The organism is Yeguia hominis (assembly GCF_014384705.1).
GTDB lineage: Bacteria > Bacillota > Clostridia > Oscillospirales > Acutalibacteraceae > Yeguia > Yeguia hominis.
This window is the reverse complement of sequence record NZ_JACRSN010000013.1, coordinates 1-20119: the sequence shown is the minus strand read 5'-3', so window position 1 is coordinate 20119 and position 20119 is coordinate 1. Positions and strand designations below refer to the sequence as shown.

Genomic DNA, 20119 nt, shown 5'->3' with positions numbered 1-20119 from the left:
GTTGGCTTATTCGTAAAGCGGATGCGCGTTGCAGATATAGGAGACAGTATCCAGAATCTTTTCGCGATTTGCGTCAAAGTCCTGAATGGCCAGCGTAATGCACTCTGCCAGTTTTTCCATATCAGCAATGTCAAGACCGCGGGTGGTAACGGCAGGCGTACCAAGCCGCAGACCGCTGGTGATAAACGGGCTGCGCTGCTCGTTCGGAACGGTATTTTTGTTTGCGGTAAGATGGACTTCGTCCAGGCGGTGCTCCAGTTCCTTGCCGGTCAGTTCAAGACCGGTCAGGTCAACGAGCATGAGGTGGTTATCTGTACCGCCGGAAACCAGCTTGATGCCGCGCCGGGTCAGGCCGTCCGCAAGTGCTGCGGCGTTTTTGATGATCTGGGCGCTGTATGCTTTGAATTCGGGCTTCATCGCTTCTCCGAAGCAGACCGCTTTGCCTGCGATGATGTGCATAAGCGGGCCGCCCTGTGTGCCGGGGAAGATCGCTTTATCGATAGCCTTTGCATACTGCTCTTTGCAGAGAATCATGCCGCCGCGCGGTCCGCGAAGTGTTTTGTGTGTGGTAGTTGTCACAAAATCAGCATACGGCACCGGGCTCGGGTGATGTCCGGTTGCTACAAGCCCTGCAATATGTGCCATGTCGACCATGAAGAGCGCGCCGCAGGCATCCGCAATTTCGCGGAACCGCTTGAAGTCAATGATGCGCGGATAGGCGCTGGCGCCTGCCACAATCAGCTTCGGCTTGGTCTGCATGGCCTGTTCGTAGAGCTTATCGTAATCAATGCGGTGCGTGACCGGATCGACGCCGTATGCAACAAAGTTATAATATGCGCCGGAAATGTTGACCGGAGAGCCGTGCGTTAAATGCCCGCCCTCTGCAAGGTTCATGCCCATAACGGTGTCTCCGGGCTTCAGCATAGAGAAGTAGACGGCTGTATTGGCCTGTGCACCGGAATGCGGCTGAACGTTTGCGTGCTCTGCACCGAATAGCTTGCAGGCACGATCCCGCGCAATATTTTCCACGATGTCCACGTACTGGCATCCGCCGTAGTAGCGCTTTCCGGGATAGCCTTCGGCGTATTTGTTGGTCAGAATGCTTCCCATTGCGGCAAGAACGGCAGGGGAAACGGAGTTCTCCGAAGCGATCAGTTCCAGATTGTTCCGCTGGCGCAGAAGCTCCTGCTGCATAGCGGCTCCAACCTCGGGATCATATCCCGTTACGAATCCAATGGTGTCCATCATGTCACGGTACATCAAAAATCTTCCTCTCCTAGTTGATAGGAATTATTATACAACGGATGTCCGCAAAAAACAAGAATCGTTTCCGATCAAAAGAGAATCCGCTGCAAAAAGTAGAGCAGAAGCAAATGCACGGGATAGAAGGCGTAGAAAACCCATTTGGAAAGGTGCTTCCCGCGCTGGCCGTTATAAAGCCTCAGCGGAATCACCGCGAGTGCGCCGGCGTGCTGCAGTGTGCTTTTGACAAGAAATGCATATCCTGCATTCGCAGTAAAAAAGGCCGAGAGCGCAAGCGGGCGATTCTGGCGGAAAAAGTAAAAAAGAAGAATAAAAATCACGCCGTAATAGCGGTAATCGCTTTGCAGCAGATAAGCGGCGGCGCAGCCTGCGGCTCCGACGGGCAGACAAAGCAGCAAATGGCGCTTCCGCACAATATCGCAGCCCCAAACAGTCAGAAGGCCAAGAAGCAGTGTGAAATATACATTCTGTTTTTGAAAAGGGGCATCCATCCGGTGAAAGGCAAGATCAAACGGAAATTCGGAAAGAATGGCAAACAGAAACAACCGCAGCGCATACCGCGGTTTGCTGGAAGTATGATAAAAACCCTCTGCAAGCAAAAAGCAGTAGATTGGAAACGCAAGGCGGCCGATGACCCGCAAAACCGAAAGTTCCGGAAACAGGATGGCGCCAGTATGGTCAAGGAACATGGCGGCAACAGCCAGAAGTTTTAGTCCAAATCCGGTCAAGCAGAAAACGCTCCTTTCCACACAGCCTTGCAAAATCATGCAGGATTCAGTATAATCATAACAAAAGGGAGGGTGCGATGCAATGGAGAAAACGAAACTTGCCCGCCTTGCGGTGGAGGCGCTGAAGAAGGCGTATCCGGAGGCGGTCTGCTCTCTGGAATATACAGATCCTTTGCAGCTATTGATCGCAACCCGTCTGGCGGCGCAATGCACAGATGCGCGCGTCAACCTGGTCACGCCGGCGTTGTTTGAACGGTTTCCGACACTTGAGGCGTTTTGTGCGTCGAGCGCGGAGGAAATTGAGCCGTATATCCGTTCCTGCGGACTATATAAAACAAAAGCAAAAGATATTTTTGCCATGTGCCATGCACTGCGGGATCTCTATGGCGGCGTTGTACCCGATACCGTAGAGGCGCTGACGAAGCTGCCGGGTGTTGGAAGAAAGACGGCAAATCTGATTGTCGGGGACATTTTTGGAAAACCGGCGGTTGTAACGGATACGCACTGCATCCGGCTTTGCGGAAGACTCGGTCTGACAGACCAAACGGTTCCGCAGAAAGTGGAGAAAGACCTCTGGGCAGTTTTGCCGCCGGAGGAATCGAATGATTTTTGCCACCGCCTGGTACTGCATGGGCGCGCGGTCTGTACGGCCCGAAAACCGAATTGCGGCGGGTGCTGTATGCAGGGATTTTGCAGATTTGCGGCAGCAGAAAAATAAATTTTGAAATCTTCTCATTTTTGTGTTGAATTTTGGCGGGAGATGTGTTATAATATCTCCTGTTCTTACGGGCCTGTAGCTCAGCTGGGAGAGCGTTCGGTTCGCATCCGAGAGGTCGAGAGTTCGAGTCTCTTCAGGTCCACCATATGAAAACACCATTGAAATCTGAACCCCTAAGGTTTGGACAGCAGTGGTGTTTTTGTTATAATCTCAGTATTTATGCGGGTTCGTAGGCTATCTATTTCCAAATTCAAATTGGACAGAAAAATCAAAAAAAGTGTAAAACAAAGATTGAAAACAAAAAAATTTACAATCCGAACCCGTCTGTCTAATTTGATTCTGGTTATAAAATGGCCTGTTTGTTGAGATAGTCCAGTTCTTTCTTCATTGGTGTCTTGTATCCGTTTTTTGCGTGTGGCCGCTGTTCATTATAAAAGACTATATATCGATCTACCGCCGTTCTGAATTCGCCTTCAGAACGGTATTTTGTTCTGTATAGTTCTTCTCGCTTAAGATTGGAAAAGAAAGATTCCATGACGGAATTGTCATATGGGATGTGTGCTCTGGAAAAAGACTGAGTCACCCCGAACGAACGTAAAAGTAGGCGAAAAGTTTTAGACTGATAGTTGGAGCCGCGATCCGTATGAAAAGTCAGCGGCAGTACGGGTTTTCGCTCCATATAAGCCATTTGAAATGTACTTCTGACAAGTTGTGTACTGTTTACTTTTCCCACTTTATAGGCAATAACCATGCGTGAAAATAAATCAAGGATAACACAGATATAGAAATTCTTATTGTTGAACCGAAAATAGGTAATATCGCTTACCCACACCTCATTCGGTCTTGTGGTAGTAAATTGTTGATTTAAGTAATTTTTATATCGGCGTTGTTCTTTATCGTACAAATCCTTTGCATCTTGCCGAATGCTGATAAGCCCCATATCTCGCATCAGTTTTCTAACCATTTCAACCGAGATACGATAGCCATTATCTTTCATGACAGTGGCAATTTTAGCTGCGCCAAAGATTTGATTGCTGTCATCATATATTTGTTGTATTTTCAGACGATACTCCTCTCGGCGTTTAGCGTACCATGTGTTGTCTTTTTTGTTGCGAAGGACGTGGTTGTAAAATGTTCCTCTTGAAACTTTAAGCGCATCGCACAACATATGAACGCTGTACTGTCCATAAAGTTGTTCCAATGCGTAGAGCTTAATATCTAAGGGATCATCTACCCGGCAACCGACATTTTGTAAAATCTCAATGATTCCTTCTAAGCGTTTTACTTTTGCTTCGAGAACGCGAAAGTTTTTGAGTGAAACTTCTTTTTTGTTTTGCTTGGTTTGATAGATTTTAATCCACGCATACACCGTGCTACGAGGAATTCCGGTATTAGAAACAATAGCTACTACAGACATTCCATCAGTAAATTGATTAATTACTGCTTGCTTTTGTTCTTCAGTATATTTTTTGTTCATGTTATCAACTCCTCTAGGAGAATTATAACATGAAAATTTATAAGGACTTTTTATAAAAGTGTGGTATAATTACAACAAAACAAAAAAACATTTAATTTTATATGAAATGTTAAAAAGTGAAAGTTTCTATGAAACACAATGTTACCATTTTTGATTTGTTGTCGTAGCCTAGAAATGTTTATGCAGAGCGTAATCGAATCAATCATGATACCGAAACTATCTTAACAGTTTTATCCAAATGCTTTATAAGGAGGTCACGGATTAGACATGGCGAAAGTATCAAATGATTTTAATGGATATATCAATGTTGATAAAGATACATTTACATTTAGCGTGTCGAACTATATTGTTTCTTTACTTCCAGCCGAAAGCAATCCAACAAAAATAGAGGAAATTTTTGATCGCATTCGTTCGCGCAACATTGAGTTGCCGGAATATCTATTCGGTAGCAGTGGCGGTTATTCAATTGCATTGTTGCGCAATGATAAGTTTTATCACAGCCTTTTTGGGTTGGATAAGTGTGTCCGATTTGCAACGCCTATAATCGTACAGTCTGCAGGAAATGTTGGAGGATTTTTTAATCGAATAGCAAACCGATGGGATGAATTTCATGCAATTACATTTTACGGTGGCAATATAAATTCTATATTCATGCCACAAATGGCTATTGATCCAGCTGACACACAAAATGATTTAAGCCTTAACGGCGTATGGGAAATAAAAACACGCCATTGGAAAGATTATACTCATTCAATTGATTTGATAATAGATAGAGAAAAAGTAAATCTAACGATTTCTGTAGGACAGTTTGGTGAAAAAAATAATGATGATTATCTTAAATCATACAGTTTAGGGGAACTTAACTCCTTTGTACGTTTTTCTTTTGAAAATGCACAAGAATTTGATAAAATAGAGAAGTACTATCGCATTGTTAAATCTTTGATTGCTATTTTGACAAAACAAAAAAACATTTTCTTTGATACATATCTAAGCCAAAGAAATTCCGATAATCAATTCTTTACAACAGCATATTGTAAATTCGCTGATCCTTACGATAATTATTCTTCCAAAAAATACGGAAATGTAATTTCCGTACTTCATATATTTGATTATATTCCAAAATTAGTGGATAGTATTGTGAGTGGTAAATGCGAACCATTGCTTACTCTTTTGCCGGAGGATAATAGAAAAAATAATCAAATATCAATTACAAACATTCAAGACATATGTACAGCGTTAGAAATTTCATATGAGTGGAATAAGCAAAAGCGAAAGAAAGACAGTTTGATAGCAGAATTAAAAGAAAAAATAAAAGGTACTATAAAAGAATTTACAGAGTTACATTCAGAACTTGATCCTTCTAAGCAAACCACGATAAGTAGTGCTTTTCAGTATTTGGATTACACATTAAAGCAGAAAATCCTTACACTATATAATGAAAATACAGATGCAATTGATGCAGTAATTTCAAAATGGTCATTACCACAAATAACAGATACAAATATTTCGTCTTTTGTAAAGCTTCGTAATGGCAAAACACACTCCGGCACAATTGAATGGGGAGAAAATGCGGAAATATACCCAGCTCTCCTTGCTTTAGTATATGCATGTTTATTTAAACACCTCGGAATTCCCGATGAAAAAATAAAACGTCTTATTCAACAAATTTTTTAGAGAAAACGAATTGTCTAATGTTAAATATTAGAGATATTTTTTCTTGTAAAATTGTTTTTGAATTGCATGTAAGATGCGGGAGTTCAACTCTCTCCACAAAAAATGCAAAAACATCTTTTTCGTACTCCACAGACATTGGACGCATATCCGAACCCTGTATGGGGACGGTTTTCGTCCAAACCAAAAGACACTCTTTGTAATAAAGAGTGTCTTTTTTATGTGATAATTACGGAGACCACCCATTATAGGTGATCTCCGCTTTTAAACCTTTTTCGTGTACTTCAAGCAAATCCATCCGGCACCAGATTTTAGTTTACCCCCATTACCTTTAGTGTGGCATACACGCCCTGATCTGTAATCATTCCGACCTTTTTGCAGAGGGTTCCTGCGCCTTTACGAATGTTTAAAGCATCAACCGTCACGCGCACTGTGTAGCTTTTGGGTTTTACAATAGGATAAACGGCTTTTCCGAATTCATCGAAAACGAAATAACCTTTATGTTGATTCGCTGCCTTTTTAGCCTTTTTTAAATCAGTATATGTATGCTCGTTTTGGGGGATGCTTAGCAAAAGATGTACATGATCCGGCATCATATGCCCCTCTATAATCTCTACGCCTTTGTATTTGCACAATATCTTTATTATCTCCTGTAAATCTTTTCGGGTTTGGTTATATAGTATTCTCCTGCGGTATTTTGGAACAATTACAATGTGGTTCTTGCATAACCATTTTGTGTGTGATAGACCATTTGTGCTGTTAGCCGTTAAAATTCTCCTTTCGCAGTTCTCTAAGACTTGAACAACCTTATTGTACTGCTTTGGAGAATTTTTTTGTATAACTCTTGACGCGCACCCGCATTGCGGGTGGTTGTTTGTTTCGGATCTTCCGTCCTCAACTGGCTAAAGCCATAATCTGAAAAAACGGCATCTGCAGGCAACGCCGTGCAGATGCCGTTTTTTTAATCTCTGATAAATTTCGATTATCCTTTTACAGCGCCTGCGGCAATGCCCTTGACAATAAATTTCTGCAAGAACAGGAAAAGCAGGAACATCGGGATGATCGAGAGCAGGCAAGCTGCGGCCGCGAGATTGTGATAAGAAATCTGCTGTCCGATAAAGGCCTGCTGTGCGACCGGAAGCGTGCGGACGTTGTCCTTCATGATGACGACGAGCGCAATCTGGTAGTCGTTCCAGATTCCCAAAGCTGCAAGGACCACAACTGTCATCGTGATCGGCTTGAGCAGCGGGAACACAATTTTGAAATAGGTTCCGTAGGCGTTGCAGCCGTCGATTTGTGCGGCTTCTTCCAACTCCAGCGGCACGGTCTTAATGAATCCGCAGTACAGGAAAATATTAAATCCGAGCTGGAACCCCACAGAAACCAGGACATAGCCCCAAAGGGTATTGAGCATATGCAGGTTCACAAGGTTTTTATACAGCGGAAACATGGCGGTTTGGAACGGCAGCATGACTGCTGCAAGGAAAATATACTGCCAGGCGTTGTAAAAACGGGAACGTTCCCGGCGGACAATCACATAAGCTGCCATACTGCACACGATGACAAGCAGCAAGGTGCCGCAAATGGTTGCGATAAGTGAATTGCAGAAGGCAAGCGTAAATTTCGACTTTTCAATGGCTTCGGTAAAGTTTTCCCAGCACAGGCTGGTGGGAAGAGAAAGCGGGTTTTTGAGCATAGTCGCTTCCCTGGGTTTTACAGCATAGACAATCAAAATATAAAACGGCATCGCGAAAACCGCGACAATAAGCCACATCAGAATGGAGAGCGGAAGATTGACTTTGCGGTCCGGTTTCATGCGGTCGGGATTCTTGTTCATAGCTGCACCTCCCGTTTCCGAAGCAGCTTTGTCGTAATTCCGGTAATCACGACAACGATGATCAGCATGATGATCGAAGCCATCTGGCCATAGCCTGCGCGGTTATTGGAGAAGAAGTGGTTATAGACGAACAGCGCAACCGTTTCACTGGCTTTTCCAGGACCGCCGTTTGTCGCAACACGGGGATATTCAAAGGCTTTCAGGCCGTAGCCGAGCCAAAGTGTAATGCAGGTTGTAAAGGCCGGCGCAAGCATCGGGAAGGTGATCTTCCAGAAGGTCTGCCACGCGTTTGCACCGTCGATTTTGGCGGCTTCCCGGAGCTCTTCCGGAACGGACTGCAGACCCGCATTGTAGATGACCATTGCGAGGCCGGTGTCACGCCACAGGCAGATCAGCGCGATGCCGGGCATGACGGTCGATGTGGCGGTCAGGGGGCTTGCGACGCCGAAATTGACGGGAAAGACGTCGCTGAAGATTCGCAGCCACATGAATGCTGCGATTACGAGGCTGGTGATCATAGGCAGAAACATGACGCTCTGCAAAAATTTGTGCCCAAAGACATTGCTGTTGAGCGCAACAGTCAGAACGAGCGCCAAAATGTTGACGCCGACGCAGGTGAGCACGGTGTAATAGAGCGTGTTGAGAATTGCGTTGCCCGCCTGTTTGTCGTTGAGCAGATATTTGATGTTATTGAGGCCGATAAAATTGTAGGTCGGATTGATGCCGTTCCAATCGGTAAAGGCAATCCCAACGCCCTGGATAAAGGGAATGAGCAGCACGAAAACAAAGATCGCGACTGCTGGAAAAAGGAAACTGAACATGACGAGCTGATTAAGGAGCCGCCGCTTTTGCTTGCTTTGCAGCATGGAGCATCACCCTTCTAGAAAGATTCCCCGCCCCCCGTAAGAGGGGAGCGGGGTACCGTGAAAAAATGCTTACGGGGATTTTAGCCGCCGATTGCACGGATATTATCGAACGCTTCCTGCCACTCGGCGATGACTTCGTCAGAGGTCTTGCCATCGACACGACCCTGAATGAAGATCTTATCAAGATCGCTGTAGTACTGGCCGGTAAATGCAGAGTTCTGCTCGAAGTAGTAAGCCTTCTCGTCGAAGAGTTTCTGCATCTGCGGCATCATCGGATCCGGATTGTCGACTTCAACGCCGGAAACAGCGCTGATCGTACCGGTGTATTCAGACCAGATTTTGCCCGCTTCTTTTGTCATCATATATTTGAGGAATTTTTTTGCTTCTTCCGGATGTTTGGTGCCTGCGCTGCACATGATGGAGTCGCCGTTCGCAGCAAGATAGTTGCGGCTTTCGTCGTCCGACCATGCATAGTAGGTGAAGCCAAACTCATCGGTGTTTCCGGCAGCTTCCTGCGCGGTGCGGATGTCAGTGATCGCCCAAACGCCCTGCATCATCATCGCAGCGTCGCCGCGGCCGAACTGTGCATACTGATCGGAAGCCTGGTTGCTTGCAACCTCTTCATTTACCAGCGCATAGTCGCGGAGGAGTTTGTAGCAGTTGTCAACGATGGTTGCGAGTTCCGGATAATCGGAGAACTTCTTGTCGCCGCTCATCAGGTCAACAGCCATGTTCGGGTCTTCCTTCATCAGGCCGGCAAAGATCGGGCCTTCGATGATCATGTTCTCGGTCCAGCTCTCCGCATAACCGGAAGCCAGCGGAACCATACCAGCGTCTTTCACCTTCTGGCAAGCGTCAAGCAGGCCGGAGATGGTGGAGAGAGCGGAAGGATCAACGCCCGCTTTTTCGAGCATGTTTTTGTTGTAGTACATGCCGTAGCCGCTGCGGGAAAGCGGAATCGCATAGTATTTGCCGCCATGCTTCATCGGTTCGATGACGTCCTGGCCGACTTCTGCCGGATACAAATCGCTGTCGAGTTCGAGGATGAGGCCGGCATCAATGGTCTCCGGGCTCTGGTACGGCGTCAGCTGTACGAAATCCGGTGCATTGTCAGCAGCAGCTCTCTGCTTGAAGACGTTGATAAAATCGTCATAGGAAAGGAATTCGACTTCTACTTTGATGTTCGGGTTCTTTGCGGTGAAATCTTCAGACAGCGCAACGAGCGCGTCTTTTTTGCCCTGCTCACCCATGTGATGCATAAAGGACAGTGTAACTTCTTCGCCGGATGCGGAAGAATCCTCAGATTCTGCTTCCGAAGAAGCTGTGGACGCAGAAGGCGTAGAAGACGCATCCGAGCTTCCGGCAGATCCAGTGCTGCAGCCTGCAAAAATCATCAGGAATGCCAGCAGGATTGCCGCAATTTTTGCTACATGCTTCATTTGACAAATACCTCCTTAAAATGTGACGGGAAACATCCCTGTCGATGTTTTTATTATATCCATTTCGTCAGGAGGAACACAATTTGTCTGTTTTGTCATTTTATTAGAAATATTGATATTCTTTTGGGCTTTTTCCAGTAACCTTTTTAAAAATTTGGTAAAAATAAGCATAGTTATCGATCCCGACCATATTGGAAATTTCGTAGACTTTGTACCGTCCGTCCGTGAGCAGCGTGATCGCCTTTTCGACGCGCATGCGGTTGTTGATGTCGACAAAATTCATGCCGGTTTCCTTCTTGAGAAGCTTTGATAAATGTGCGCTGCTCAGGCCGGCATAGTCTGCGAGCTCCGCAAGGCTGGTCTTTTCGGAAAGGTGATCCTGCAGATAATCGAGCGCCCGCCGTACGGCGGCAGTGGTCTGGATTTCGGGATCCAATGCGTGAAATCCGGAATCGGCCGCCACGGCGGCGGTTTCCGCAGAATGGGTAGAGACATCCCGTAAGCCGGAAGCGCGGCGAAGCGCTGCAATGAGCGATTCGTCGTCGATCGGTTTGAGAATAATATCGATTGCGCCAAGACGCAGCGCTTTCTGCGCATAGGCAAATTCGTCATATCCGGTAATGACGATGGACGAAAAATTCGAATAAACCGTTTGCAGGCGTTCAATGAGTTCCAGTCCGGACATGCCCGGCATCTTGATGTCCGTAATGAGCATTTGCGGACGGTTTTCGCAGCAGAAAGCAAACGCTTCGCTGCTGTTTGTAAAGGCGCCGGCGAGCTGATATCCCAGTGGTTCCAGCGGGATGGAATGGCGGAGCGACTGTAAAATCAGGGGATTATCATCCACAAATACGACGGATTTCAAAGGGATCCTCTCCTTCCTTATGAACCGGCAGATGCACGGTAATATTGGTGCCCTGGCCCTGCGTGCTTTCAATCTGCAGGCCATACGCTTCTCCATAGTAGATCCAGATCCGGCGCATTACGCTGATCAGGCCGAAGTGTCCGGGCGGGTCTTCGCTTTTCGGTGTCAGGCTTCGCAGCTGGTTGAGCGTTTCGGCATCCATTCCAGCGCCGTTGTCAGAAATACGAACGGCGACGCATTCCTGGTCATGATAGGTTTCAAAGGACACGGAAATGAAAATCACGGCATCGCCTTCCTGTCCTTCCACGCCATGCACGATGGAATTTTCGACGATCGGCTGCAGCAGAAGCGCAGGAATCCGGACGCGATCCAGGCCGTCGCAAAGCTCAAAAAAGGCGTCGAGGCGATCTCCCATAATAAATTGCTGAATTTCCAAATAGTTTTGCAGATGGGAAATTTCTTCTTCCATGGTGATGATATTGGATTTTCGACTGAGTGAGGCGCGCATCAATTTGGCAAGCGCAATGCAGATCCGGCTGATTTCCTGTTGGCCTGCAAGTTTTGCGCGGGCATTCATCGCCTCCATTGCATTATAGATGAAATGGGGATTAAGCATTGCCTGCAGTTCCTTGAATTCTGCCTGTAAAGCGCGAAACTGCGCGCGCTCGGCCAACATTTTTTGTTCGGAAACCTCTTCGACCAGCATGTGCAGATCCCGAACCATTTCGTTGTAGGCCAGCGTAATTTCCCCAACTTCATCGTTCGGATAGGGAGGCCCAATGGGTTCCCAGCCGCCATGACGCACAAGCTTCAGGTGCTTGATCAGGCGCTGAATACCTTGGGTAAGATTGTGTGCAATTCCGGACATACAGACGCCGGAAATGACAATAAACGCAGCGCACACCAGAAAGATCAGCGCAATCGTCTGGGACATTTTTTGAGAGAGCGCGTGCTCGGAAATAAAATAGAGCACGGCCCATTTTCCGTCTCGGCTGTTATGACGGCGAAACAGGAACTTTCCGTTTTGAAATTTTAGGAGAGAAGACTCCGTGTACTGTTCTCTGGGGACAGAAAGCAATTCTGCAATCTCGACGGGTTCTTCGGTACTGCCGAAGATCAGCTGGCCCTGTTCGCTGGCGACCAGAAGACTGCCGTACCCGCCTTCCTGCAGCGTGGAAAACTGCGAACTGAAAATTTGTTTTTGGATGCCGACGACAATGGAGCCCTGCGGCTGTAAGGTGCGTGCGTGGATGATGCGGCGGGCCATATAAACGATATCCGGGGAATCTTCGGTGACAAACCATTCACATCCCCAGGGAAAATCATCTCCAGTTTCGAGCAGCTTTTCCCGCACTGCGGGGCTTTTTCCTTCAAAACGTTGGGTGGAATAACAGAATTCTGTGATCTGCCCGTAACGGTCCAGGACGTAAATTTCTTCGATTGGCGATTGCGTGGTGTTTCGGGTGTTGACAAAAGAGGCCAGATTGCGCCGGTTGTAATAGGGAAGACTGTCGGAATTGTTGAAATAATCCTCGAACAAGCGCCAGTCCTGCACCATGGAGAGAATGCCGTCCTCGTATTCTTTCGTGCGCGTGTTGAGGTTTGCTGCAATTTGTTCCACCAGACTGGTGGAATAATATCCTGCCTGAAAGATGCTTTCCGAAGTGTACAGACGGCTGAGAATGGCACCGGTTGTCAGAATGGCGATTACCAGCAGCAGTACGCTTGTAAAAAGAATTTTTTGTCCGATGGTTCCCAGCAATTTTTTCATGGCAGAACTTCTCCTGTTTAAAGATCTATTTTATCATAAAATCCAAATGGAATTGTGTCAAGGCCGATTTTTTAGGGTGAAATTTCTAAAATTTCGGTGCGTAGGGCTGTGCACAGAAAAGGCTTGCGTGCCTTTTTGGATCGTTGTACAATGAATTTGAAAAACATCTTTGCCGAAGAAGGCCTTATGAAGAAAGGGTGCAAGAAGAAAAATGGGAACCGGAGTGCAAGATTCTCAAAATGGGGAGACATATCGAAGCGTGAAAAAATTGGCTCCCGAATTCGATGCGAATGTTTTGAAACTGATTGCCATTGCCGCAATGACGGTAGATCATCTTACCTGGATGCTGTTTCCGGGGTATGCGAAGGAGCCGCTGCCTGTCTTTCTACATATCATCGGAAGGCTGACCTGTCCGATCATGTGCTTTTTTATTGCAGAAGGGTTTCACTACACGCATGACATCAAAAAATATACGGGCAGACTGTTCCTTTTTGCGGGTGTTTCGCATGTTCCGTATATTTTGGCATCTGAAAATTATGTCGACTGGAAGTCGTTCCTGCCGTTTTATTACGGAGACGTTTTAAATCAAACCAGTGTGATGTGGGCGCTTGCGTGGGGGCTTGTGATGCTGCGGATTGCGGAAAGCTCCAGGATTCGAGCAGCATGGAAGCCTGTACTGGTGGTGCTGGCCTGTGCGGCCGCGCTGCCGAGTGATTGGAGCTGTATTGCCTCTCTGTGCGTGCTCTCGATCGGAACCAATCGCGGCAACGCAAAAAAGCAGATTTTGTGGTGCCTTTTCTACATCGCTCTGTATGCAGGGGTTTATTGCCTGGCGCTGGATCCGCTTTATGGAGTTTTGCAGTTCGGTGTGGTGTTGTCCATTCCGCTGTTGTTTTTCTATAATGGAACTCGTGGAAAAAATGCCCGGATCAATCGGGTGATGAAATGGTTATTTTATCTCTATTATCCCCTGCATTTGCTTGTGATTGGTCTAATCATGCAGTTTGTTCTAAAATAGGCGTTTTCTTTTAATTTATGCGGATTGCAGGATGGGGTTCAGACGAGATTTATATGTACAAGTCAGAAATTATGTGAATTCATCCAATCTGGAATTGCGGGATGAAATCCCATTTGGAATCGATCCTTTTTGGAAAGAGAAAGCTGCGAAACTTCCAAAATTGGACGCTCTATTTTTGCCGAAGGGAGACTTTCCGGGCGTCCTGGTCTGCACAGAAATTTACATGTGAATTTTATTTACGAACGCTGTACAGAGTGCGGCGGAAGATCCTGAACATGGAAAAGGAAAGGGAAAATGATCGCAATGGCAACCTCAGTAGATTATGTAGAGTTCGTTTGTGAACAGATTCGTGAATTCGGAGAAATTCGGTACCGGAAAATGTTTGGCGAGTATATGGTATATCTGCAGGATCGGCCAATCCTTTTAGTCTGCGACAATACGGTTTTTGTGAAGGAACTGCCCGAACTGGAGATCCTGATGGAACAAGCGCCGCGCGGATATCCGTACGGCGGCGCGAAGAAGCATTATATTTTGGACATCGAAGCCCCGGATCTGCTCAGGCAGGTGATTCCGATTCTGGAAAAGGTGATTCCGTTGCCAAAGCCAAAGGAAAAGAAGGCGGATGCGGCGGCAGGCCTATATCGGAATTTTTTACAAGGGCGGTCTGCGCCTTTTTACAGAGACTGGTTTTATTTATGATCTGCCGCAAAATGTTTCGATCGCTGCGCCGCCGGATATCCGGAAAACGGTACTCAACCGGCTGTATCAGGATTGTGCAGAAAGCGGAAAGCTGCTGCGTATCGCAAAACCGCAGCGTCTGCATTTGCCGCAGGATGTGGTGATTGCCGTCCGGGAGTATGTAGGAACCCACTTTACATTGCCGCTAGAGATTTCCGGAGAATACTGCAATGTGCAAATTGAAGAGGGCACCATTACGGAGGCGTTTTTGGATTTTATTACCGCAGTGGCAGAATCTGACTCGGTCTATACAAAAGGTATAACGCTGGATAAAATTCATCAGGCGATGGGCATCCATTCTCCGATCGTGTGATAAGTACGCTTAACGGAATTTTGCCGCAATAAAAAATGCGTCCACAGAAAAGAAAATGTTTGTGGACGCATTTTGATAATGGTTGCACCGTCGGCCGTTTTGAAAACCGAAAAACGTGCAGATAGCGTTTTTTATCCGTCAAAAGTGAATTGGAAAACAGAAAAAGGAAAGGGCGGGCGGCAGCGCTTTTGCCTTAAAGCGAGATGGTCTGAGCCTTGGACAGCAAGCATACCGTCTCGACATTTGCAGTTCGGGGGAACATATCGACCGGCGTGAGGCGCATCGGCGGATATCCGAGCGCTGCAAATTGTTTTAAATCCCGTGCGAGGGTCGCAGGGTCGCAGGAGACGTAGACGATTCGTTCCGGCTGCATCGCAGTGATTGCGGAAACAACCTCCGGCGTGCAGCCCTTTCGCGGTGGGTCAATGGTAACGACAGTCGGTTGCAGGCCCTCCCGGGCCAGACGCGCAGCCGCTTTTGTGGCATCCATACAGAGAAATTCCGCGTTCAAAATTCCGTTCCGGCGTGCATTTTGCTGTGCGTTTTCCACGGCGCTTTCTACAATTTCTACACCAATCAGGCGGCCGGCGTCCTTGGCGATGGTCAGACCGATGGTTCCGGTTCCGCAATAGAGATCCAGTAAAAGACCGTCTTTCGGCAGCGCGGCTTCGGCAGCGGCGGCTTGATAAAGCCGCTGTGTCTGCGCGTGGTTTACCTGATAAAAAGAAGCCGGTGCAATGGAAAAGCGCAGTCCGCACAGCAGATCCTCGATCTGATCGCGTCCCCAGAGTGTTTCAAAACGTTTGCCAAGCACGACGTTGGTCTTGTCCGGATTATAGTTGAGCAGAATACTGACGATTTCCGGAACTTCTGCGTGCAGCATCTCGCACAGTACGTCACAGTGTTCCGGCATGCTGGCCGCGACGAGACAGACCATGATTTCTCCTGTCCTTTCGGCATACCGCAAATATAGATGGCGCAAGCAGCCTTTTCCGGAAACTTCTTCATAAATAGAAATGTGATATTTCTCGAACCAAGCCCGAAAAAGATTCTGGATTGTTGTAAAAACACCGGGCTGCAGACGACAGTCCGGACAATCGACAATCCGATGGCTGTGGTTGGCGTAAAAGCCCATACACAGACTGCCGTCTTTCTGGCATCCAATGGGAATTTGTGCTTTGTTGCGGTAGCGGTCCGGCGCTTCTGCGCCGAGAATCGGCTGAACAAGCGCAGGAGAAAACCCGCCGATTCGGGAAATGGCGTCGCAGACGCGCTGCTCTTTCAGACGCAGTTCCGCTTCGTAACGCAAATGGCGGAACTCACATCCGCCGCACCTGAAAAACTGCGGACAGTCCGGGACGATTCGATCGGGGGACGGGGTGAGAATCTGTTCGATTTTTCCGACGGCATAGGTTTTGGATCGTTTGATAATTCTGGCGATGAGCTGATCGCCGGGTGCAGAGCAGGGAACAAAAATTGCCATGCCTTCATACCGGCCGACGCCGGCGCCTTCTGCGGTCATTCCGGTGATCGTAAGGGAAATAGAGTCGTTTTTTTGAATGGACATGAATCCTCCATAAAATAATATAGGCAAAAGTTTAGGACGTGAGGGTGCATTTTGTTTTTTCTATAATAATGGTATAAATTCGGCGGTTTGTCAATGTTCCCGTCCTCTTTTTGTTAAGGGGTTTTTAAAGATTCGGAATTTGTTACAATCCATTCTTTGAAAATTTATGGCGTTTTTTGGGATATGACCTAAAAACAAAAAACTCTACAAAAATGCTTGACATTATTTATTCAATATCTTATACTAAGGTATAAATTTAATCTGTATCACTACATTCTGTTTTGCGTACAAGCCTTGCGGTGGATACCGCACCTTTTTCAATATAACTCCTCCCCAAAAGCAAAAGACCGGCGGTTTCCGCCGGTCTTTTGCTTTCCCGGCTTGCTTCAAAGTCTCAGATGTGCCATAATGAAAAATGGAAATGGAAACGGAGGGACTAATTTTGAACACACAGCAAAAAAACAAGGGCCTGATCCGGCGGTTTATGCCGTATTATAGGCCTTATCTCGGGATTCTGGCCTTGGATTTATTTTGTGCGGCCTTGACGACGGTTTGTGAGATCGTACTGCCGCTGATTATCCGGTATCTTACAGATATAGGGACGAATGATCTTGCATCGTTGACGGTGAGCGTGATCCTTCGGCTGGGCCTTTTATATTTGGGGCTCCGCCTGATTGACGGCGCTGCAAACTATTTTATGGCGTCGATCGGGCATATTATGGGGGCGCGCCTAGAAACAGATATGCGGCGGGATCTGTTTTCCCATCTGCAAAAATTAAGTTTTACATACTATGATAACACGAAGGTTGGACAAGTGATGTCCCGGATCACGCATGATCTTTTTGAGGTGACGGAGTTTTCCCATCATTGCCCGGAAGAATTCTTCATTGCATTTCTGAAAATTGTTGCGGCCTTTTCGATCCTTTGCACGATGAATGTGTGGCTGACGCTGATCATTTTTGCAGTGCTTCCGGTGATGCTTGCGTGTGCCTATTACTTTAATAAAAAAATGCGGTTGGCATTTAAGGATTCTCGCGTTCAGATTGGAGAGCTCAATTCCAGTGTCGAGGACAGTCTGCTGGGAATTCGGGTCGTAAAATCCTTTACAAATGAACAGGTCGAGGAGGAAAAATTTCAGGAAGGCAATGCGCGATTTTTGAATATCAAACGCCGGATGTATCATTATATGGCGTGTTTCCGGACCTCTACCCGCATGTTCGAGGGGTTGATGTATATTATTGTCGTGGTTGCAGGCGCGCTTTTTATGATTCGCGGCGCAATTGCGCCCAGCGACCTGATTGCCTATCTGATGTATGTATCGATGCTGCTCACAACCATCACCGTGATTGTCAACTACGTAGAGCAGTTCCAACTCGGCATGACCGGAATTGAACGGTTTGTCGAGATTATGGATATGCCTGACGAACTTGCACTTGCTGCTGGAAATGAATCGCCTTCCGATATTCACGGTACGGTGGATTTCCGGAACGTCAGCTTCCATTATATTGACGGCAAGAAGGATGTCCTCTCTCATATTACGCTGCATGTTGAAGCGGGAGACAGCGTTGCCATTGTCGGACCGTCGGGAAGCGGAAAAACGACGATGTGCAATTTAATTCCCAGATTTTATGAGATTTCTTCCGGTGAAATTCTGATTGACGGAAAAGACATCCGGGAATATACGCTGCAGTCTTTGCGCTCGCAGATCGGAATTGTCCAACAGGACGTGTATCTGTTTGCAGGAACTGTTTATGAGAATATCCTTTACGGCCGGCCGGATGCAACAGAGGAAGAGGTTCTGCAGGCTGCAAAGCTTGCGGGCGCGCATGCGTTTATTGAACGTTTGACGGACGGATATCAGACAAATGTCGGGGAACGCGGTGTGAAACTTTCCGGCGGCCAGAAGCAGCGAATCAGCATCGCACGGGTTTTCCTGAAGAATCCGCCGGTTCTGATTCTGGATGAAGCGACTTCTGCACTGGACAACGAGAGTGAACGAATTGTGCAGGATTCACTGGAGCGTCTGACCAAAGGCCGCACGACGTTTACGGTTGCACACCGGCTGTCGACGATTCAAAATGCCAAAACGATTTTGGTTTTGACGGAAAATGGAATTGAAGAGATGGGATCGCATGCGGAGCTGATGCAAAAGCGGGGAGTCTATTACCGGCTTTATCAGAATTCCGGATTGCTTGAAAACTGCTAAAATATTCATAAAATAGACAGGAACTGCGGCAGACAGCTGTGGTATAATAGTGGAACCTTGCGATCGCATAGAGCGCTTGGTGCGGATCTGATGCGTTTGGGAGGCCGGCTCATGCCGGAATTCGGCGTGTTTTACCGGATTTTGATATGATAGGGGGAAGCCTTTCTTGAGGACGGCCAAAAAAATTGCATGTACTGTTGCGATGGGGGCATTCCTTCTGGTTCTGGTACAGATTTGCGGAATGCTGATTTATCAGGTGGATCTGGCGGGCTGGATTTGGGGGATGGTATCCGGGCAGCAAACAAAGGAAGATCCATTGGTTCCGGCGCCCGAAAATGCGGAATATCCTTATGTGGAGCAGCGTATGGGATATGAGCAGCTTCCGGGTGAAGCGGAGCAACTGCTTTACCAGCAGATTGCACAGGGAATTTCGAAAATTCAAACGGAACCCAACGAAGAAGGGCTCTATCCGATCGAGGAGATTGTGTATGAGGGGCGGCTTCAGGAAGCCAGTCTGCAATTGGTGATTTCTACGTTCCGGAATGAGAATCCGGAAGTGTTCTGGCTTGCGAACCGTTACCGCTATGCCTACGGCAGCGATGTTACGACGCTATCGCTTTACTCCTATGTTTCGCCGGAACGGTATACTACGATGCAGAGAAATCTCAATCGGATTCGGGATGAAATTTTTCGTCAAATGCCGAACGGTCTGTCTGAACTGGATCGGGAAATTTATCTGTTTGAAAGCCTCTCCAAACGCTGTACATACGATACGGAAACGGCTTCTGGAGAAGAAAACTGGAAAGCGTATACGCTTTATGGCGCCCTGGTTGACGGAAAGGCGGTTTGCGAGGGATATTCCCGTGCAATGCAGTCACTTTTGGGCTGCACAGGAATGGAGAGTATTCTGGTTAACGGAACCTCTAAGGGAATGGATCATATGTGGAATCTCGTAAAGGTGGACGGAGACTGGTATCATCTGGACGCGACCTGGGGAGACGGCGAAGAGATGATGAATTACCAGTACTTTAATGTGACGGATGATCGGATTACGCGGGATCATGTGATTTACGGCTCTTACGAAAATTTGGATTTGGAAACAGCCAGCGCGGAGGATTTGCAAAATACAAATCTTCGTCTGCCTGTATGCAGTGCTACAGCGGCAAATTATTTTTTGGCGAAGGGAATCCCGATCAAGACGCTTCACGATAAAACGAATCCGCAACTGGTTGATGCGATTGCAGAGGCGGCAAAATCAAAGAAAGAGAGCGTGTCCGTCTATATTGACGAGTCACTGGATTTCGAGAATGCGCTCGATGGACTATTCAGCAAGACACCGTATTTGGTAAGCCACTGCATGGGGGCTGCATCACGGAAGTCCGGCGTGGAGTTGGAAACGAAAAGAAGCGTCTTTGTATCGGATCCAATCTCCCGTGGAATTACGATAAAACTGCTGTATGTGGATGCCGAAAAATAAAAACTCAAAAAAAGATTAAAAAAAGGTATTGACAAAGGTGGAGAAAGGTGCTAAAATAAATCTCGCTCTCCCGGAGACGGGCGGGCGGCGGACCTTGAAAATTAAACAACAAGAGCGAAACGGACCTGAAGATTCTAAAGGGTTTCGAGAGAGACGGTTTTAGAG

The 20119-nt window shown here is 47.1% G+C and carries 17 protein-coding genes and 1 tRNA gene; 8 read left to right on the top strand and 10 right to left on the bottom strand.

Annotation, left to right across the window (positions count from 1 at the left end):
* Window positions 1-6 precede the first annotated feature (6 nt).
* Together IAG03_RS09160 and IAG03_RS09155 are read right to left on the bottom strand one after the other, a co-directional pair.
* The gene (locus tag IAG03_RS09160) at window positions 7-1260 is read right to left on the bottom strand and encodes a serine hydroxymethyltransferase (protein ID WP_249319819.1); all 1254 of its coding nucleotides are present in this window, start codon (window positions 1258-1260) and stop codon (window positions 7-9) included.
* Window positions 1261-1334: 74 nt separating this feature from the next.
* A complete protein-coding gene (locus tag IAG03_RS09155; RefSeq protein ID WP_249319818.1) occupies window positions 1335-1991 on the bottom strand; it encodes a TraX family protein in 657 nt (218 codons plus the stop codon).
* 82 nt (window positions 1992-2073) lie between these two features.
* Here IAG03_RS09155 and nth point away from each other — a divergent pair, with 82 nt between their 5' ends.
* Together nth and IAG03_RS09145 are read left to right on the top strand one after the other, a co-directional pair.
* Window positions 2074-2709 (top strand): endonuclease III, encoded by a 636-nt coding sequence (nth, locus tag IAG03_RS09150; RefSeq protein ID WP_249319817.1) that lies wholly within the window; start codon window positions 2074-2076, stop codon window positions 2707-2709.
* 69 nt (window positions 2710-2778) lie between these two features.
* Window positions 2779-2854 (top strand) — tRNA-Ala (locus IAG03_RS09145).
* 198 nt (window positions 2855-3052) lie between these two features.
* On the opposite strand, the gene IAG03_RS09140 is transcribed toward IAG03_RS09145, so the two are convergent.
* Entirely contained in the window at window positions 3053-4186 is a 1134-nt protein-coding gene (locus tag IAG03_RS09140) for an IS3 family transposase (protein WP_249319816.1), read from the bottom strand.
* Window positions 4187-4453: 267 nt separating this feature from the next.
* Between IAG03_RS09140 and IAG03_RS09135 the strand changes: the two genes are divergently transcribed.
* Window positions 4454-5860, top strand: coding sequence for a hypothetical protein (locus tag IAG03_RS09135; protein ID WP_249319815.1), 1407 nt, complete (start codon window positions 4454-4456; stop codon window positions 5858-5860).
* A 308-nt stretch (window positions 5861-6168) separates the two neighbouring features.
* Here the strand turns inward: IAG03_RS09135 and tnpA are convergent, their stop codons facing one another.
* The 6 genes from tnpA to IAG03_RS09105 form a co-directional block, all read right to left on the bottom strand.
* Window positions 6169-6630: an IS200/IS605 family transposase gene (gene tnpA, locus IAG03_RS14575; protein ID WP_430472453.1), complete on the bottom strand. Its 462-nt coding sequence runs from the start codon at window positions 6628-6630 to the stop codon at window positions 6169-6171.
* Between the two features lie 209 nt (window positions 6631-6839).
* Entirely contained in the window at window positions 6840-7694 is an 855-nt protein-coding gene (locus tag IAG03_RS09125; RefSeq protein ID WP_249319814.1) for a carbohydrate ABC transporter permease, read from the bottom strand.
* Entirely contained in the window at window positions 7691-8560 is an 870-nt protein-coding gene (locus tag IAG03_RS09120) for a carbohydrate ABC transporter permease (RefSeq protein ID WP_249319813.1), read from the bottom strand. Before IAG03_RS09120 ends, IAG03_RS09125 begins: the two co-directional genes overlap by 4 nt.
* Window positions 8561-8640: 80 nt before the next feature.
* Window positions 8641-9999, bottom strand: coding sequence for an ABC transporter substrate-binding protein (locus IAG03_RS09115; protein WP_249319812.1), 1359 nt, complete (start codon window positions 9997-9999; stop codon window positions 8641-8643).
* Between the two features lie 103 nt (window positions 10000-10102).
* On the bottom strand, window positions 10103-10864 hold the full coding sequence (locus IAG03_RS09110) for a response regulator transcription factor (protein WP_249319811.1): 762 nt from the start codon (window positions 10862-10864) through the stop codon (window positions 10103-10105).
* Window positions 10839-12635 (bottom strand): cache domain-containing sensor histidine kinase, encoded by a 1797-nt coding sequence (locus IAG03_RS09105; RefSeq protein WP_249319810.1) that lies wholly within the window; start codon window positions 12633-12635, stop codon window positions 10839-10841. The genes IAG03_RS09110 and IAG03_RS09105 overlap by 26 nt, the downstream gene beginning before the upstream one ends.
* 259 nt (window positions 12636-12894) lie before the next feature.
* On the opposite strand from IAG03_RS09105, the gene IAG03_RS09100 reads away from it, so the two are divergent.
* The 3 genes from IAG03_RS09100 to IAG03_RS09090 all read left to right on the top strand — a co-directional run bounded on the left by IAG03_RS09100 (window position 12895) and on the right by IAG03_RS09090 (window position 14704).
* A complete protein-coding gene (locus IAG03_RS09100) occupies window positions 12895-13653 on the top strand; it encodes a TraX family protein (protein WP_249319809.1) in 759 nt (252 codons plus the stop codon).
* A 303-nt stretch (window positions 13654-13956) separates the two neighbouring features.
* Complete coding sequence (locus tag IAG03_RS09095; RefSeq protein ID WP_249319808.1) at window positions 13957-14352, top strand: TfoX/Sxy family protein; 396 nt, start codon at window positions 13957-13959, stop codon at window positions 14350-14352.
* Window positions 14276-14704 (top strand): hypothetical protein, encoded by a 429-nt coding sequence (locus IAG03_RS09090; protein ID WP_249319807.1) that lies wholly within the window; start codon window positions 14276-14278, stop codon window positions 14702-14704. The genes IAG03_RS09095 and IAG03_RS09090 overlap by 77 nt, the downstream gene beginning before the upstream one ends.
* A gap of 193 nt (window positions 14705-14897) precedes the next feature.
* On the opposite strand, the gene rlmD is transcribed toward IAG03_RS09090, so the two are convergent.
* On the bottom strand, window positions 14898-16271 hold the full coding sequence (gene rlmD, locus IAG03_RS09085) for a 23S rRNA (uracil(1939)-C(5))-methyltransferase RlmD (protein WP_249319806.1): 1374 nt from the start codon (window positions 16269-16271) through the stop codon (window positions 14898-14900).
* Between the two features lie 421 nt (window positions 16272-16692).
* Here rlmD and IAG03_RS09080 point away from each other — a divergent pair, with 421 nt between their 5' ends.
* Both IAG03_RS09080 and IAG03_RS09075 read left to right on the top strand, forming a co-directional pair.
* A complete protein-coding gene (locus IAG03_RS09080; protein ID WP_249319805.1) occupies window positions 16693-18477 on the top strand; it encodes an ABC transporter ATP-binding protein in 1785 nt (594 codons plus the stop codon).
* A gap of 166 nt (window positions 18478-18643) precedes the next feature.
* Window positions 18644-19954, top strand: coding sequence for a transglutaminase domain-containing protein (locus tag IAG03_RS09075; protein ID WP_249319804.1), 1311 nt, complete (start codon window positions 18644-18646; stop codon window positions 19952-19954).
* The last annotated feature ends 165 nt before the right edge of the window (window positions 19955-20119 follow it).

Excerpts from the sequence above, each read along its gene's own strand:
- IAG03_RS09160 (WP_249319819.1), bottom strand. The coding sequence starts at position 1,260 with ATGTACCGTGACATGATGGACACCATTGGATTCGTAACGGGATATGAT.
- nth (WP_249319817.1), top strand. The coding sequence starts at position 2,074 with ATGGAGAAAACGAAACTTGCCCGCCTTGCGGTGGAGGCGCTGAAGAAG.
- IAG03_RS09140 (WP_249319816.1), bottom strand. The coding sequence starts at position 4,186 with ATGAACAAAAAATATACTGAAGAACAAAAGCAAGCAGTAATTAATCAA.
- IAG03_RS09135 (WP_249319815.1), top strand. The coding sequence starts at position 4,454 with ATGGCGAAAGTATCAAATGATTTTAATGGATATATCAATGTTGATAAA.
- IAG03_RS09125 (WP_249319814.1), bottom strand. The coding sequence starts at position 7,694 with ATGAACAAGAATCCCGACCGCATGAAACCGGACCGCAAAGTCAATCTT.
- IAG03_RS09120 (WP_249319813.1), bottom strand. The coding sequence starts at position 8,560 with ATGCTGCAAAGCAAGCAAAAGCGGCGGCTCCTTAATCAGCTCGTCATG.
- IAG03_RS09115 (WP_249319812.1), bottom strand. The coding sequence starts at position 9,999 with ATGAAGCATGTAGCAAAAATTGCGGCAATCCTGCTGGCATTCCTGATG.
- IAG03_RS09105 (WP_249319810.1), bottom strand. The coding sequence starts at position 12,635 with ATGAAAAAATTGCTGGGAACCATCGGACAAAAAATTCTTTTTACAAGC.
- IAG03_RS09095 (WP_249319808.1), top strand. The coding sequence starts at position 13,957 with ATGGCAACCTCAGTAGATTATGTAGAGTTCGTTTGTGAACAGATTCGT.
- IAG03_RS09090 (WP_249319807.1), top strand. The coding sequence starts at position 14,276 with ATGCGGCGGCAGGCCTATATCGGAATTTTTTACAAGGGCGGTCTGCGC.
- rlmD (WP_249319806.1), bottom strand. The coding sequence starts at position 16,271 with ATGTCCATTCAAAAAAACGACTCTATTTCCCTTACGATCACCGGAATG.
- IAG03_RS09080 (WP_249319805.1), top strand. The coding sequence starts at position 16,693 with ATGGAAACGGAGGGACTAATTTTGAACACACAGCAAAAAAACAAGGGC.